This window comes from Bradyrhizobium sp. PMVTL-01 (assembly GCF_051861855.1).
In the GTDB taxonomy this organism is placed as follows: domain Bacteria; phylum Pseudomonadota; class Alphaproteobacteria; order Rhizobiales; family Xanthobacteraceae; genus Bradyrhizobium.
Genome location: NZ_CP193982.1, coordinates 3,707,340 through 3,723,462, shown reverse-complemented (window position 1 = coordinate 3,723,462; position 16,123 = coordinate 3,707,340). Strand labels below are relative to the sequence as shown.

10 protein-coding genes are annotated in these 16,123 nt (G+C 58.6%); 3 read left to right on the top strand and 7 right to left on the bottom strand.

Annotation, left to right across the window (positions count from 1 at the left end; genetic code table 11):
• Positions 1–356: 356 nt before the first annotated feature.
• Positions 357–1,331, bottom strand: a complete 975-nt coding sequence (locus tag ACRQ5Q_RS17875) for an ABC transporter substrate-binding protein (protein ID WP_439399267.1) — start codon at positions 1,329–1,331, stop codon at positions 357–359.
• A gap of 323 nt (positions 1,332–1,654) precedes the next feature.
• Here ACRQ5Q_RS17875 and ACRQ5Q_RS17870 point away from each other — a divergent pair, with 323 nt between their 5' ends.
• Together ACRQ5Q_RS17870 and ACRQ5Q_RS17865 are read left to right on the top strand one after the other, a co-directional pair.
• Entirely contained in the window at positions 1,655–2,644 is a 990-nt protein-coding gene (locus tag ACRQ5Q_RS17870; protein ID WP_439399265.1) for a Bug family tripartite tricarboxylate transporter substrate binding protein, read from the top strand.
• Between the two features lie 284 nt (positions 2,645–2,928).
• Complete coding sequence (locus ACRQ5Q_RS17865; RefSeq protein WP_439399263.1) at positions 2,929–3,387, top strand: hypothetical protein; 459 nt, start codon at positions 2,929–2,931, stop codon at positions 3,385–3,387.
• 127 nt (positions 3,388–3,514) lie between these two features.
• Here ACRQ5Q_RS17865 and ACRQ5Q_RS17860 read toward each other — a convergent pair whose 3' ends face one another.
• Both ACRQ5Q_RS17860 and ACRQ5Q_RS17855 read right to left on the bottom strand, forming a co-directional pair.
• Positions 3,515–5,596, bottom strand: coding sequence for an alkyl/aryl-sulfatase (locus ACRQ5Q_RS17860; protein WP_439399261.1), 2,082 nt, complete (start codon positions 5,594–5,596; stop codon positions 3,515–3,517).
• A gap of 1,645 nt (positions 5,597–7,241) precedes the next feature.
• On the bottom strand, positions 7,242–7,463 hold the full coding sequence (locus ACRQ5Q_RS17855; RefSeq protein ID WP_439399259.1) for a hypothetical protein: 222 nt from the start codon (positions 7,461–7,463) through the stop codon (positions 7,242–7,244).
• Positions 7,464–8,492: 1,029 nt separating this feature from the next.
• Here ACRQ5Q_RS17855 and ACRQ5Q_RS17850 point away from each other — a divergent pair.
• The gene (locus ACRQ5Q_RS17850; protein ID WP_439399827.1) at positions 8,493–8,672 is read left to right on the top strand and encodes a hypothetical protein; all 180 of its coding nucleotides are present in this window, start codon (positions 8,493–8,495) and stop codon (positions 8,670–8,672) included.
• Positions 8,673–8,946: 274 nt separating this feature from the next.
• Here the strand turns inward: ACRQ5Q_RS17850 and ACRQ5Q_RS17845 are convergent, their stop codons facing one another.
• From ACRQ5Q_RS17845 to ACRQ5Q_RS17830, 4 genes are all read right to left on the bottom strand, one after another.
• Positions 8,947–9,435, bottom strand: coding sequence for a cupin domain-containing protein (locus ACRQ5Q_RS17845; protein WP_439399257.1), 489 nt, complete (start codon positions 9,433–9,435; stop codon positions 8,947–8,949).
• 219 nt (positions 9,436–9,654) lie between these two features.
• Complete coding sequence (locus ACRQ5Q_RS17840; RefSeq protein WP_439399255.1) at positions 9,655–10,644, bottom strand: ABC transporter substrate-binding protein; 990 nt, start codon at positions 10,642–10,644, stop codon at positions 9,655–9,657.
• A gap of 290 nt (positions 10,645–10,934) precedes the next feature.
• Complete coding sequence (locus ACRQ5Q_RS17835) at positions 10,935–11,324, bottom strand: response regulator (RefSeq protein WP_439399253.1); 390 nt, start codon at positions 11,322–11,324, stop codon at positions 10,935–10,937.
• Positions 11,321–16,051: a GAF domain-containing protein gene (locus tag ACRQ5Q_RS17830; protein ID WP_439399251.1), complete on the bottom strand. Its 4,731-nt coding sequence runs from the start codon at positions 16,049–16,051 to the stop codon at positions 11,321–11,323. The genes ACRQ5Q_RS17835 and ACRQ5Q_RS17830 overlap by 4 nt, the downstream gene beginning before the upstream one ends.
• Between the last annotated feature and the right edge of the window lie 72 nt (positions 16,052–16,123).

The following is a 16,123-nucleotide window of genomic DNA, read 5'->3' as shown; positions in this document are numbered from 1 at the left end:
CCGCTCAAGGAGCCTCTGCCCTGTCGCCTGCTTATTGCCGCGCCGCGTGTGCCGACCAAGGAGGTCAGCGTGCGCCGTACCGTGCCGGGGGCAAATATAGTGCCCAAAACCGGCCGTCGCCACCCCTAGCCGGATGCCCCGCCCTGCCCTTGGGACGGGAGTAGGCGCGTTTTACCGCCCCGCCCAAGGGCAAACCCTACCGGGGGCGGGGAAATCTTCAAGGCTGGGGCAGCAAGGATGATCCGGATATTCGCCGTCCCGCTTACGGCCGACCGGGCAAGAAAACCGTTGCCGGGGGCTTCCCTTACCTACCGCGCAAAGGTCTGCACACTCATGCACCGCAGCAAACGGGCGGATTATTCAATCACCTCGTCGGCGATGGCGAGCATCTTGTCTGCAATGGTCAGCCGCAGCGCCTTCGCGGTCGCAAGATTGATGACAAACTCGAACTTGGTCGGCTGCTGCACCGGCATGTCGGCCGGCTTCTCTCCGTTGAGGATGCGACCGACGTAGGTTGCTGCCAGGCGATAGCCCTCAGCGACGTTGCTCCCGTAGCTCATCAGGCCCCCCGCGGCTGGATACTCGCGCCATTGAGCTGCGGATGGCATAGCGTACCGAGCGGCTGATGCGGCAATCTGGCCGGATAGGCCCAAATAGATTGCGTCCGTTCCAATCATGATCCCACGGACGCCTCGGGAAATCAGATCCGGAAACAGCGTATCGAAGTCGTCCTGACGTTTCGGATTGGCAACATGGAGTTCCAGTCCCAAGGTCCGCGCGGCGGCTTCTGCTTCATCCCGCTCTGTTTCGCTGAATGCATTATCTGGCGCGACCAGGACCGCGAAGGTCGTCGCTGTGGGTATCAGCTGATGCAAGAGATCGAGCCTCTTTGTCACCACCGGCCCTTGAAGGATGGAAACCCCCGTGATGTTTCCTCCCGGGTGACTGAAACTTGCAACGAGCCCGAACTTGATGGGGTCGCTACCCAGCATGAACACAATTGGTATCGTCTGCGTGGCTGCTTTTGCAGCGAGCGCCGTTGTTGTTGCTCCAAGCGCGATGATGGCTTCAACTCGACGATCGACCAGTTCGGTCACTATACCCGTCAACCGCCGGTAATCACCCTCGGCGTATCGCCATTCTATGACGACGTTCTGATTCTCAATGTAGCCGGTTTGGGCCAGGCCTTTGCGAAATGCGTCCTCGAGATGAGCGCTTTCGCCGCGTTTCGGGATGCGAACAACACCAATTGTGTGCCTGGGCTGCGCACGCGCTGCGAGCGGCCAGGCCGTTGCGGCTCCAGCAAGGCGGATGAAATCGCGCCGCTGCATGCGTCCCTCCCTGCAAGGAATACGCCTGTGAGAGGAGGAGCCTAGCACCTTGTCGCGGCGCGGTGGGGCACTTTGAAGGCTTCGGGTCAATCGCGACGGTTGGCCCCGGTTCAAGTTAGGTCCGGTCTACCCCTGACCGACATATCCTCGGGCGTGCGATGCGGCAGCGATGGGCCATGACCGGACTCATGCCTCGCAGAAATTCGTTGCTTTACTTCTGTTGCCTCACGCCCCCTTTCGAGCACGCCAGCGGTCGGTGTAGGATTTTTGAGTTTTTCTGACCACATAGTCACGCCGTCTAAATTCATTGCCGAGGACAACCCATGAGATTTTCCCGCCGGCAATTTCTGCATCTGGCAGCCGGCGCCGCCGCGCTCCCGGTCTTTTCGGACAACGCTGTTGCGCAGACATACCCGACGCGGCCGATCCGGCTTGTGGTTCCCTTTCCCCCGGGTGGTGCGTTCGATGCCCTCGCTCGCCCATGGGCGGATAAGATGAAGGCCCTGCTCGGCACGGTGGTTGTCGAAAATATCGGCGGTGGCGGCGCCTCGTTGGGTGCCGCTGCAGTCGCGCGCGCCAACCCAGACGGCTATACCATCCTCCTCGGCGGCACGATCCCGCACGTCAACGAGGCCTTGCTCAAAAGCCGGCCGCTCCACGATCCCGTCAAAGATTTGGACCCGATTGCAAGCATAGCAACCAATGTTTTCTGCGTTGCCGTGCATCCCTCGGTACCGGCACAGACACTCACCGAACTGATTGCATATGCGAAGGCCAATCCCGGCAAAATGTCTTACGGACACTCCGGTGTGGGCTCGACCAATCATCTGACTGGCGAACTGTTCAAAAGCCTCGCGGAGACACCTGAGGTCGTGCAAGTGCCTTATCGAGGGATTGGTCCGGCTATGACAGATCTGATCAGCGGACAGATATTAATGCTCGTGCCCGCCCTTACTGGGCAGGTGCTTGAATTAAAGCGTTCCGGCAGAATACGTGTTCTCGTGGTGACAAGTCCCACCCGTCTCAAGGCTGCGCCCGAAATTCCAACCGCAGCCGAAACTGGGCTTCCCGGCTTGACTGTGACGAACACGATTGGGCTGCTTGCTCCAACCGGGACACCCAAGCCGATTATTGAGCAGATCGCACAAGCCACGCGCACAGCGCTCGCGGAACCGGCCTACGGGCAGATGCTGGTCGAAGGAGGCTTCGAACCCTCGCTCGATTCAAACTCCGATAAATTCCGGCAGGCCCTAGCCGCCGATGTTGCCCTCTGGACGCCAGTCGTCAAAGCACTCGGGCTGAAGATCGACTGAGTATCTGAGAGTATGTCCCATATCTCGTAATCGCGCGTTCGGCTTTGGGTCAATCGCGACGGTTTGCCCCGGTTCAAGTTAGGTCCGGTCTACCCCTGACAGTTGGCATATCCTCGGGCGTGCGATGCGGCAGCGATGGGCACAGAAGCCGTCATGATCGCACATCAATCAAAGCGAGGCCTCGCAGTGTCAGGCAGCCAAGATGAATATGCTTTCTTCCCGAATTGGATAGTCTGAGCTATGCCTGGGAAATTGGCCAATTGCCGTCTCTCGGGAGACCACGAATGAAGTGGATAGTCACTGCCACCATTGCGCTTACTGGTTCGGTCATGTTCGCCTCCGCGCAGCCAGCAAAAGAGCCCTACCAACCGGGCCTTGGCGAGTTCATGACAGCTACGCAGCTTCGCCACGCGAAGCTATGGTTTGCTGGCGAACAAAATAACTGGGACCTCGCTGCTTATGAGATCGACGAGATCAAGGAAGGCTTAGAGGACGCCGCAAGGCTTTTTCCAACACATGACGGCATCCCTGTCGCTGAGATGATCAAGACCATCATCGATCCACGGATAGAGGAGCTTGAAAAGGCGGTTACAGCACAGAGCAGTACCAAATTTACGGCCGCCTTCGACGAGCTTACCAGCGGCTGCAATAGCTGCCACGCCGGAGCCAGCAAGCCGTTTATACGCATTCAGCGTCCAATCGCGTCTCCACTGACCAACCAGAATTTTGCGCCAGAAAAATAATGGGAGTTGCGCGCATCGGTGACCCACAGCAGACCACGGTCCGCCGCTACATTCTCGGAATGAGCGGCCTGAAGGGGAGCTCCTTCCGCTCGGATAACTACGCCACCCTCTCGTCCGCTACCTCGCGCTACTCCGCGATCGGCCGGCCCAGATCGGCTTCGTAGGCTTCCTGTGCCACGACCAAACCCAGGGCCTTTGTGCCGGGCATGATTTCGAAACGCGGGTCGAACTCGACCATGGTCGAGGCGAGCTGCTTTAGCACACTCGCATCACCCTGGATCTTCGCCGTCCCGTCCGCGATCTGGGCCTCGAGCGTCTTTGCCCCCATCATCGTCAGTTCCAGATCGCTGCGGTTGATTGTGAGCGTGAGGTCGGGTTTGTCTGCCAAAAATCCCTTTATGTTCGTAAGCGTTGCGTTGTCCATTTCGACGATGAATTTCTCGCCATTGTCCGGCGTGACGAGATTGATCGTGAACTTCATTCCTTCGGCCTTGCGGCTGTCCATGCGGATACCAAGAAAGTTCAGGAACAATTCGGTCGACATCGCGCGGACCACATCGGGGCTGGACGAGCTGGCAGTTTCCCCTTTCGGAATCCCGGTCCGCAGTTCGTAGGCTCCGGCGAGGAAGCTGTTTCGCAGCCCGGGATTTTCCTGCTGATAGCCGATCTGCTCGAAAATATCCGCCAAGAGGTCCTTTGCGGGTTGGTTCTGCGGTTGCGCCTGAACCAGCTTGTTTACAATTTCCGAGGCAAGAAGATATTTGCCCTCGTTATGCAATTGCTGCCCTCGGGCCATGATCTTGTCCGCGCCTCCCATCATCTCGACATAAAGCGGCGCGGAGTCGCGCGGCGAGAGCGGAATCAGCGTCGTCGGGTTACAATCCCAGAAGCCGAGATATCGCTGGATAACGCCACGGCTATTGTGCTGGGGTGACCCGTGATAGCCGCGGCACTCCCATTTGGATTGCAGGCCCTTCGGCACTTCGTAGACGTTGTGGATCTCGTTGATCGTCACCCCCTGGTTTGCAAGGTGCAGAACCTGATTGTTCATATGAGCGTACAGATCGCGCTGGCCGCGCAGAACTTCCTGTATCCTGGCGTTGCCCCACCGCGGCCAGTGATGAGACGCGAACATCACCTCAGCCTCGAGACCAAATCGGTACAGTGCTTCGCCTATATATTTCGACCAATTCAGGGGATCGCGCACCGGCGCACCGCGCAGCGTGTAGATGTTGTGCAGCGACGCGATAACGTTCTCGGCCATCCACAAGGCCTTCATATCCGGAATGTACGTGTTCATCTCCCGGGGTGCTTCGGTGTTCGGCGTGTTCTGGAATATCATCCTGACGCCATCGACTTCGAATTCCTCGATGGGCTTCTCGACGTAACGGGTGGGTGCAATCAGGCCGGTCGCGCCGGCCGACACAGCCTGGCCGAGACCCTGGCCGACATAACCGTGCGGACTGGCCGGCAACAGCAGGCCGTATTGAAAGAACAGGCGCCGGTTCATCGCATTGCCGGCATACACGTTTTCGGAGATCGTGAACTGCATGAAGTCGGCGGGAGCAATCAGTGGGATTTTGCCGGACCTCACATCGGCTTCGTCGACAATGCCGCGCACCCCACCCCAGTGATCGCCGTGCGTGTGAGAATAGATCACCGCCGAGACAGCCAGGCCCTGACCGACGTGCTGCTGAAACAATTTCCAGGCTGCGCGGACTGGCTCCTTTGATACCAGCGGGTCGAAGACGATCCAACCAGTCTTGCCACGAACGAATGTGATGTCGGAAAGATCGAAGCCGCGGACTTGGTAGATGCCCGGAATCACCTCATATAGCCCGTAATTGTTGTTCAGCTTGGACTGCCGCAACAGTGAGGGATGAATGCTGTCGAAGTCGTCTTGCTTTTCCAGGAACTGAAACCGCTCCATGTCCCAGGCGGCATGGCCGGCGTCCGCCATGATCTTGAGGTCTTGCATCGGAGCGATAAGCCCCTTTTTCTGCTCGTCAAAATCCCTCGTGTCCGCCAACGGGAGGCCGCCGCGCGCTTCCTTGAGCACATCCAAAGTAAATTTTGAGGGCGCTTTGCCCTTTGGATGGAAGTGCCCTGCTAAGGGAGCCGCCGCTCCTTGTGCTCGGGCGGGGCTGTCGTCCAAAACCAGGTGACCACCGACCGCGAATGCAGTGCCTATCGCAGGAATCGTCGTCACAAACTCTCGCCTTGTGGTCATCCCTCTCATGCCCTCATCAGTTAACAAAAACTAACTAGGATAGGCATGCCGACGGCTCGCGAGTGTTGACCTGCCTCAAGGCGGCGCTGTCAAAGGTCGGCTCGTGTGCAGGTTTTTGGACGCCGGCAACAAGGTGGCTCCGCAAGCTCACTGGCCGGCGTCCAAAAAGCGCCAAGGCACGAAGTCGCGGGAAGTTAGGCACCGGCGGAGCAGCGAGTGCTATGAGGTGCTCGACCTAGGAAAATTCGAAGAGTAGGGGTCTCGATGTGCGCACAACTTAAGCGGCTTGGCACGAGTATTGCTAAATGGGGGATTTAATCTTCTTGGCCCGTGCAATTTCAAATAGTTGCGCGTGGCGGAAATGGCATATCTGACAACCACTGCGCGATTGATCGCTCGATCGGTGTCTAGCGGCATAGGACGAGTCAATTTCTTGCGACCCAAAAGATGCACGGCACATTCAAGCAAACTGCATTGCGCTCGATGTGGCTCGCCAGGTGCTGGCCCGGAGATGATCTGCTGGTCTTGACCATACTGAGCAGGCGGTCGCGACGCGAGTCGATCGTGTTGACCCTAGCCACCCCGCTACTGCTGTCCTTTCGACCAACCACCGGCTCCTCGGCTCTTGCTCCCGCGCAGCGGGCTGGAGCGCAGCGACTTTGTGCGTTGGCCCATCGCTGCCGCATCGCACGCCCGAGGATATGCCGGCTGTCAGGGGTGCACCGGACCTAACTTAAGCCGGGCCAAACTGCGCGATTGACCCGAAGACGAAGTCGCGGGTTTGAAAGGAAATTGCGGCTGCGTGCGAGACTGGCCCCTGTTCAGCTAGCCGTTCGAGCAGTACGATGTGGGCTCCTTCCTTGGTGGAGACATCGCCATGGAGCTTGTGCTGCTTTATTTGGGGCTATGCCTCGCTGTCGGCGTTTTCGCGCACGTCAGTCGTGATCGGTCGGGTCTCGGCTGGTTCCTGCTAGCGCTGGCTGTTTCCCCGCTAATCGCCGCTATCTGGATCGCAATCCTGAAGCCGCTAGCGCCGCGCGAACCGGTCCCATTCGACCAATTCCGCGCAGCCGAACTAGAACGGCTTGCTAGGATTCAGGCAAACCTCCAACAGCATTCCGGGCGGTGTGAGTAGATGCGGGTCGCAGTCTTTGGGACGGGTGGCGCGGCTAGCTACTTTGGTGCACAGCTCGCGCTTGCTGGTGTGGATTGACCCATGGTTCAGCGGCGTCCTTTCGGCTTCATCGCACCTGCCGTCGAAGGCGGCGCGACCACCGTCCGGCCCGCTGTGGGTTCATGAGATCGAGCACGATGGCTACCGGCTGATAGTGCGACGGGACGGCGAGCGCGTTCCGCTGCTTCACGCGCGGCGGCTATGACTGGGCCGATCGCTTTCCCGCCATCGCTGCCGCCGCGCTCCCCAGCAAGGCATCCTCCTTCCTGATCGACGGCGAGGTCGACGATCGGCGCGAGGACGGGACGCCGGACTTCCGTGCGCTGCGCAGCAAGCGCCGGACAGGCGCCGACCGTGTTCGAGCACGTCTGCCGCATGGGGCTGGAGGGCATCGTCTCAAAGCGCATCGATACCAATATCGCGCGGGGCGGCAGAAACACTGGATTAAGGTCAAGAACCGACAGTATCCTGCAATGGAGCGCGAGCTATAGGCTGTGCTGTTTCGTTTGAGCTAACCGCATTGCATTCTTCGAAGTAGGACGACAGCGCAAGCTCAGCTAGGTACTCCCAGTGTTCTGCTTCGGCGAGGAGTTTCCACTTATTCATGCCGTTGTACGCTGCCTGTTGACGGCACAGCGAACCCATCGCGCGCAAGCGTCGCACCTTCTCCATTGCGAACCTCCCTTCGGCTTGTTTTTTCCCAAGCATCCTTCTCTGTGATGCGTCGGAGTTAGAACTTCGCAGATTGTAATGACGAGCGATAGTCCCGTGTTGGACTGGATTTAGTGACAGCGCAATCGTCTGACTTTTTGCTCCCGAAAAGCGAGCGCAGATAAAGGTGCTCTTCCGAACCTCAAGCCCCCAATGTCGGAAGCGCTCGTTAGGAAAGTGACGGCTCCAGTCCCACTGGAGCCGTCTTTGTTGGCCTTGGATAGGCAAGGCCGCTCGTCAAAGCGCGCACTTTCGCGTCCGCGTGGACAAGTGTTTTGGACACTTTGACAGACGCACGGCGCAGGGACGGCGCACTTCCCCATATGGCTTTTCAAAAGAATTGGAAATTTATATGGAGAATGCGCCGTCCTGCGCCAGGTGCGCCGTTGTATCGGTCGTTGAGAGATGCGTCCGCGGAAGCGGTGCTCCGATGAGACCGCGGGTGACGGAGATCATAGTCCTTGACGATGCAACCAGCTAAGACGCTGGAGAACTTTAGGCCAAGGCGCGAAACAGGAGAGAAGCATGACCAAGCCACAGGCACACGTGAGACCGTCATTCAGGCCGGAGTTGGATGACACGCAACTACAGAAAGTCGTCGGGGGCGCCGACCGTACACCCATCGCGGCCGGTCCCGAGAAGCGTACACCCATCGCACAAGGTCCCTAGTGTGGCTGCCGATTGTTGGTTATGTGCCGGGGTGGACAAACTGACGACGCTCTGCGAGCGGATCAATACGGGCCGGAACCATGTGGAGCGCGTCATAGAAGCCGTCCATCCGGACGTCACCAGAGAGAAAGAGCCCCGACGATGTTGCACGTTGGGGTCCTTCAAGATCATCAGGCCGGTCACATCCGCCGTGCCTTACGATCTTTGATGTGATCGATTACCGGACGCGATCTTGTAAAGACAATGGCAGCAGTTTCACTTAATAAAGCGATTCGGCGCTTATATCTACGCAACCTCATCAATCAACTCGGAGAATACCAAGTGCCAAGGACAACTCAGAGAAAGCGCAAAGACTACACGAAAGATGACGTGAAGCTGCTCAAGGCGCATTCCAAAGCCCGCACGCCCGTCGCCAAACTTTCGAAACTGATGAAGAGGTCCGAAGGTGCGCTGAGGCAGAAGGCCCTCGCTCTCGGTATCGGTCTAGGGCATCAGCGGTAAGCAAGCCGCAGAATATGAAACGGTCCCGGCGATAAAGCCCGCCGGGGCCGTTTAGATCATCAGGCCGGGTACGTCCGCCGCGCCGTCTGATCCAGATTTTGTGCAGATGATGGCAGCCTCAGAGCATTGAGCTGATCACATTCAGCGCGAAAGCGGCTTGCGGCCAGCTCGCAATTGCGCCACTGCCTCGGTAAGGCAAACCTTCGCAAAGTTGTTGATGCCCAGAGCCGAGGTCGGCAGTTTCCGTTCAGATTTTGTTTACGCGGCACGAGTCTCAGCCCCGCTCCTTCAATGGATAAGGCGACCCGTCCTTGTGGCGCCATTTCCGCACGCCGTCGCAGCCTCCTTTGAGTTCTACATCGATATCGGGGTACGTAACTTCGTCGCCGGGCGTCCGATCGCCCACAACGAGAAAAATCGCATCTCGATCTGTTTCATTCAGGAAATGGTGGCCATCGCCAGTACCTGCCGGGAAGCCGATGCATGCGCCGGGCCCGACCGTTTGTCGACCACTATCTGTCACAAGGACGAACTCACCCTCAAGCACGTATACAAACTCATCCTGCTTAGTGTGGGCATGACGAGCTGAAGATTGCCCTCCTGGTATAACGCGGATGAGGTTGACGCCAAAATTTTTCAGCCCGGCGTAGTCAGCCAGTTTTCTATTGAAACGCTTTCTCTGGTTCTCACGAAATTCTTCCGGCATCCCAGAGGAATTGCTTTCGCTCACCTCGCCAGGCTTGAATACTTTTGCTCCGACCATGGAAAAGCCCTCCCAACCTTGTCCTACTGCGATCAATATAGCAGGCGGCGGGTCGAAGAAGCGATTAGGTTCACAGACGACTTCGGCTTTGGCTCATGAGCGCCGTTTGGAAGGTCGGCCGGCTGCTTCCGGTCTACCCCGATAAGCCAACAAACTGAGGCCCGCCCGAACTTCGCATTCGGGGCCATTCCCGGACTCATGCACCGCAACAAGGACGTTCTATTGGATCACCCCGTCGGTGCGAGCGAGCAGCTCAGGAGCTGGTGCAATGCCAAGCGCTTTCGCAGTTTTGAGATTGATGACTAAATCGTATTTCGTCGGGGCCTGCACCGGAAGGTCGGCCGGTCTTTCACCTCTGAGGACACGATCGACGTACCCAGCCGATCGTCGGACTATCTCGACAGTATTCGGTCCATAGGAGATCAGTGCCCCTTCCGCAACGAACTGCCGGAAGCCGTATATCGCAGGAAGTCGCCGTCGTTCAGTCAATGTAATGACCGCCCGCCGGTGATTGTTGATGAATGCGTCCGGTGCGACGATCAGACCGCCGCCGGGGTCACGTGCGAGTGCCGTGATGGCTGCCTCGACCTCCGCCTCGTCGTGCACGGGAGATGCGGAGAGCTCGATGGCGAGCGATGTGCGGGCCGCTTCGAGTTCGCGCAGGAATGCCGGGTAAAAAGGCGTCGTGTCGGGATTGAAGATGAGCGCTACATGTCTGACCCCGGGAGCAATCTCCTTAAGCATCTCCATCCATTTCCCGATCACTAGGAAGTCGATGAAGGTGAAGCCGGTGATGTTGCCGCCCGGCCGCGACAGGCTGGCCACGAAACCCTGTCCGACCGGATCGTTGACGAGGTTGAATACGATCGGAATGGTGCTGGTCGCCTCTTTCAGTGCTGCGGTGATTGGCGTCCCGCTTCCGACGATGAGGTCCGGCGCCGAATGCACCAGCTCCGTCGCGTAGGCTCGGATTCGGCCCAGATCGCCGCCGGAATATCGATGCTCAATTCGAATATTGCGGTTCTCGATCCAACCGAGCGCCTCGAGCCCCTCCCGAAACGCAATGACGCGGGTCAGCACTTCGTTATCGTTCTCGAGGTATGGATGGAGGAAAGCAACACGACGCATGCCCATCGCCTGCGTACACGACGCCAACGGCCAGCTAGCGGCCGCGCCGACTGAAAGTGCAATGAACTTGCGTCGTCGCATTCGTCGCCTTCAGGCCGAGCGTCATAGCCTAGCATATGCTTCAAATTCCAAGTGTAACGTGCATCACAGCAAAACTTCGCACTGATGTCGCAGATGGGCCCAAAACCGGCTCTGGAGGCAGCGACGCGGGTTGTCCGCTCCTCCCTCAACAGTTGACGCAGCCGCGATCACCTGAGTGGGCAGCTACGGGCCAACAACGCACTCGTGCTATTCGATCACCCCATCGCAGCAGCAGGACGTCGCTTGTTCGAGTTCTCCTCGTCGGACTTCCAACCAATCGTTGTGGTGTCCTAAGCAGCCCGTTCCAGCCGCTTCTCAATCTCCTGGCGCAACAGGCTAAAATCGATGGGCTTCGGAAGCAATCCGGCTGCACCAAGTTCGACCGCTCTCGTCCGGGTAGCGTCATCGCCATAGGCGGTGATCATGATGACGGGGACGTTTGGACGCTCCGCCTTCACCTTGGGCAGCATCTCAAGACCTGTCATACCCGGCATGTTGATGTCGGAAAGGATCAAGATCAATGACGGATCTGGTATCGCCTTCACCTGCTCCAACGCAGCCGGTGCCGACAGGGCAAATTCCAACATGAATCGGCCCGACCGCAAATCCCGACGGAACTGCTGCCTGAACATCTCCGCGACGTCGGGCTCGTCATCGACCACAACGATGTACGTGCTCATGTCATGCTCCGTTGATTGCTCTGCGCGCCAGTTGCCCGCGGCAGCGTGACAATAAACTCCGTGTATTCGCCTGGGTTCGTGTCCACGCGGATGGTGCCCCCATGTTGTTTCACGATGATGTCGTGCGCCATCGACAGGCCGAGTCCCGTTCCTTCCCCCGCGGGCTTTGTAGTGAAAAAGGGGTTGAATATCTTCTCCTTCACGTCAGCCGGTATGCCGGTGCCATTGTCCCGAATGCGTATCTGAACTGAAGTGCCCAGATTTTTGGTGCTGGCCAACAGTGTCGGCTCAATTGCCTCCGCGCCGTTCTCGGCCGTCCGTTTAGTTGCCGCATAAAAGCCGTTCGAGATTAGGTTCAACAACGCGCGGGTGATCTCCTGCGGGAATAACTCAGCCTCTCCGGCTGCAGCGTCAAATTGACGCTGCAGCGTAATGTTGAAGCCGGGCTTCTCGGCACGCGCGCCGTGGTACGCAAGGTTCAGGCTTTCATCCACCAGCCCGTTGATATCGACCGCTCGCAACTCGCCTGACCCTTCGCGCGAGTGCAGCAGCATATTCTTGACGATCGAGTCCGCGCGTTTGCCGTGCTGCACGACCTTTTCAAGATTGGACTTCAACAGGCCAGTTAGTTCGTCGACTTCCTTGCGGAGCTGCTCCGCCAACGTGGCGTGCGTTAGAGCATCGTTCAGTTCATCCGTGAGTTCGATGGAGAGCGCCGAAAAATTATTTACAAAGTTAAGCGGGTTCTTGATCTCGTGCGCGATGCCGGCCGTGAGCTGGCCTAGCGAGGCCAGTTTCTCGGTCTGCACTAGACGGTCTTGAGCGGCGCGAAGATCGTCGAGCGAGCGGCTCAACGCGTCGGTACGTTCGCGCAATTCGCGCACCAACCGGGTGTTCTCGATGGCGATCACAGCCTGCGCGGCAAACTGCTGCAGCAAGGTGATCTGCTTCTCGGAGAAGGGCCGGTTCTCCTGCCGGAAGATCATGACGTTACCAACCACGCGGTCGTCCCTGAGCAGCGGGACCGCAAGCAGGCATTGCGCTCCACCAATGTCGACCAGCGCGCGGCGGTTCGGTTCACCCTTCCGATAGGGTTCGGACTGAAGAAGATCGGCGAGGTGGACGAACGGCTCGCCGTTCAGGAGACGGAATGGCGCGGTACCGGGGCCGTACTCCAGCGGCTGCTTGCGGCGGTACTCGTCATAGGCGGACGGGAGCCCGTAGGTCGCGGCGGTGTGGAATGCCTGGCCATCAAAGGTGTTAAGCACGCCGAAATTAGCCCCGCAAAGCTGCATAGCCTTGCTGAGCATGGCATCGAAAACGGGGGCGAGATCGCCGGCAGAACTAGAGATGACGCCAAGAATTTCCGCTGTGGCGGTCTGCTGTTCCAGCGCGTCCGTAAGCTCGACCGTTCGCGCCTGCACCTCGTTGAACAGTCGGGCGTTCTCGATGGCGATTACGGCCTGGTCAGCAAACGTCTTCAGCATCTCGACGTGTCGGTCGGCGAATGGACCCGGCTCAACCCTCGTCTGACCGATCATGCCAATTGAAACCCCATCGCGCAGCAACGGGATGAACAGCATACTTCGGTAGCCGCGCTGGTGTGCCAACTCTCGCAACGTTGGCTCAGCCTCAGTGTCGGGAAGTTGGTAGATTTCACCGCGCGAGACGCTCTCGCCAAAGGCTTGCTCCGATAACTTTCTCGGAAACGATTTTGCCAAAGCCTCATCGGCAGCTGCATTGGTTCGAGTAAATGCCGACAGGTGTATCGTATCGCCATCGATGCTAAGCACGGTCGTCGATAGGCCGCCGACCAACCGGTTCGAGCGCTCGGCGATGGCGTCGAACACTGGCTGGAGGTTCGACGGCGATGACGCGATCACCTTCAGCACGTCTGCAGTCGCTGTCTGCCGCTCTAACGCTTCCTGCGTCTCGTTGAACAGTCGCGCGTTCTCGATGGCGATGACGGCTTGGCTGGCAAAGTTCTCCAGAAGGGCAATTTGCGCCTCGGTGAATGGCCTAACCTCTTGCCTGTAGACGTTGATAACGCCAACGATGTCATCGTTCTTGATCATGGGCACGTACAACACGGTGCGAGCCCCACCGAGATCGACACCTGCAACCGCGTTGGGATTGCCCTTTCGGTACGGCTCGCTTTCGCGAGCATCGTGTACGTGAGCAGGCTTTCTTGTTGCACGCATCACATCGACCGGAGTTGCCGCGCCCCCCGTATGCAAATTGGTTCTGCGGTATTCAGCAAACGCCGGGGGTACGCCGATCTCGGCCACCGCTCTCATCGCACCCTGCTCGATCCGATAAATGAAGCCGCACTGGGCCTCGCACAAGTGCATAGCCTTGGCGAGCATCCGATCGAAGACTGGCTTGAGATCGCCGGGAGATGACGAGATGACCTCAAGCACCTCGGCAGTGGCTGTCTGGCGTTCAAGCGCCTCCTTTGTTTCACTAAAGAGGCGCGCGTTCTCTATTGCGACCACGGCTTGCGCCGCAAAGTTTTCCAGCAGCGCCACCTGTTTCTCGGAGAACGATTTTACTTGCTGACGGTAGATTGTGATAACTCCGAGTACCCTATCGTTGTTGACAAGGGGAACCTGGAGCGCTGATCGCGCGCGACCTAGATCGACGAGCGCGCGCCGTTGAGGATCGCCTGCCAAATATGGCTCCTCAGCCGCTAAGTCTTCATTTTGTATGGCAGAGCGTTCGCCGTGAAGAAACCGATAAGGAGCAGTGTGGGGCCCCGGCGTTGCCGTTGTAGTCTCAAGGTATCGGGCGTAAGCCGGTGGCACACCGCGCAATGCCACAGCGCGGTATCCCTCATCTTTGAAGAGCCACAGTCCTCCAAATGCTGCTTCGCAGAGCCGCATTGCCCTAGCGAGCATTGCATCAAAGACGGGAGCCAACTCGCTGGGCGACGAATTGATGATTTGCAGCACCTCGGATGTCGCAGTCTGTTGTTGCAACGATTCTTCGAGATCGCGGGTCTTGGCCTGCACCTCGTTGAACAGCCGCGCATTCTCGATAGCGATCACCGCTTGGTCGGCGAACGTCGTAACCAGTTCGATCTGTTTCCTGCTGTACGGTTCGGGTTTCGTCTTCGCCACAAAAATGACGCCGACGACGCTGCCGTCGCGCAATAAAGGAGCGCCAAGCGCGGCTCGATAGCCACCTATTTTTTGGGCCTCATTCCATGTGTATTCGGGATCGCTCAGTACGTCTGCAACATGTACGACACGACCTTCGCTTGCGCTCCTGCCGACGATACTGCCGCGTTCGATCCTGACCTCGCGTGAGCGAAAAAATTCCTTGATCCGCTCGTGCTGGGCCGTCCCGTGGCCGTAGCTGGACGAAAAACGTAGTAACTCGCCGTCGCGTTGAAACAACCAAGCATGATCCGCTTCACAAAGATGCGTGGCCGATTCGACCAGCTTGTCCAAAACCGTTTGCAGATCGAAAGCTGAGCGACTGATGACCTTGAGCACGTCGGCGGTCGCGGTCTGCTGTTGCAGCGACTCAGCAAGATCCCGTGTACGCGCCTGCACCTGCTCGAAGAGACGAACGTTCTCGATCGCGATCACGGCTTGGTCGGCGAAGGTCTGGACAAGCGACAGCTGCTTCTCCGAAAGCCAGCGGCCGGGTTGGGGATGGGTCAGAATGATCGTGCCGATACCTCGGTCCTGACTGATTAGCGGAACATAAGTGATCGACCGAAATCCGGCTGCAACCGCCGCGCTCCGCGCTATCTCGGGAGTGCCAGGAGCTGCGGTATCAGGGATTTCGATCATGCGACGTTCGAGAATGGCTTTGGCAGAGGGCGCGCGGTCCGGGTCGAACGGTATTGGATATATGGAGCGGGCGTGGTCGACATCGAAGCCGGTGATCGACGCCGCCGTCGCGCCCCAGTGCAGTTCGTCCTTTTGTCGCAACGTAATCGTAGCCGAGCACGGCTCAAACAACCTGGCTGCGCTGTTCACGATCGCCTCGAAAACCGGCTGCACGTCGGACGGTGAGCTCGCGATCACCTTGAGAATGTCTGATGTCGCGGTCTGCCGCTCGAGCGCCTCTTTCGTCTCGTTGAACAGCCGCGCGTTCTCGACGGCGATGACAGCTTGGTCTGCGAAGGTCTGAAGCAACTGGATGTGGTGAGGCGAGAATGCGCCGGGCTCGCGCCGCGTACAGGCGATGAACCCGATGAACTTACCCTGGCTCATCAGTGGCATCAGTAGCACGCTGCGCCAGCCGCGAGCGCGGCCAAGTCGCTGGTTTTGCGGATCGGCCGTCTCCGCATCGGCGATCTGCACGGCCTCGCCGCCCTGCATCGATGCGATCAACGGCCATTGGCTCAAGGGCAGCGGGAACGCGGCTCTGAGGGCTTCGTCCGCCTCGTGGCTCACCGGGGTGAATGCCACCATGTGGATGACGTCGTCGATGACACGATGGACTGCCGCTGAATATCCGCCAATCAGCAACTTGGCGTTGCTTGCAATCGCGTCGAAGACCCGCTGGTCGGAGGGTGAATTCGCGATCACCTTCAAAATTTCGGCCGTGGCCGCCTGCTGCTCGCGGGCTTCCCTCAGCTCTGTATCCTCTGGAGGAATCTCTGGGGTAGTTCCTCTAATGGGACGCTTGGTCTTGGGCGGATTGCGGACGTTTTGGTTCCGCTTTTTCGCCGCGCTGACCCTCTTGCCGCCCGCACGTGCTGACCGCGCCATAATCCGACCTCACGGTGAACCGGGCTATTCTATGGGGCGGAACCCGTGTTCTGGAAGGGTGAAATGAGCCAG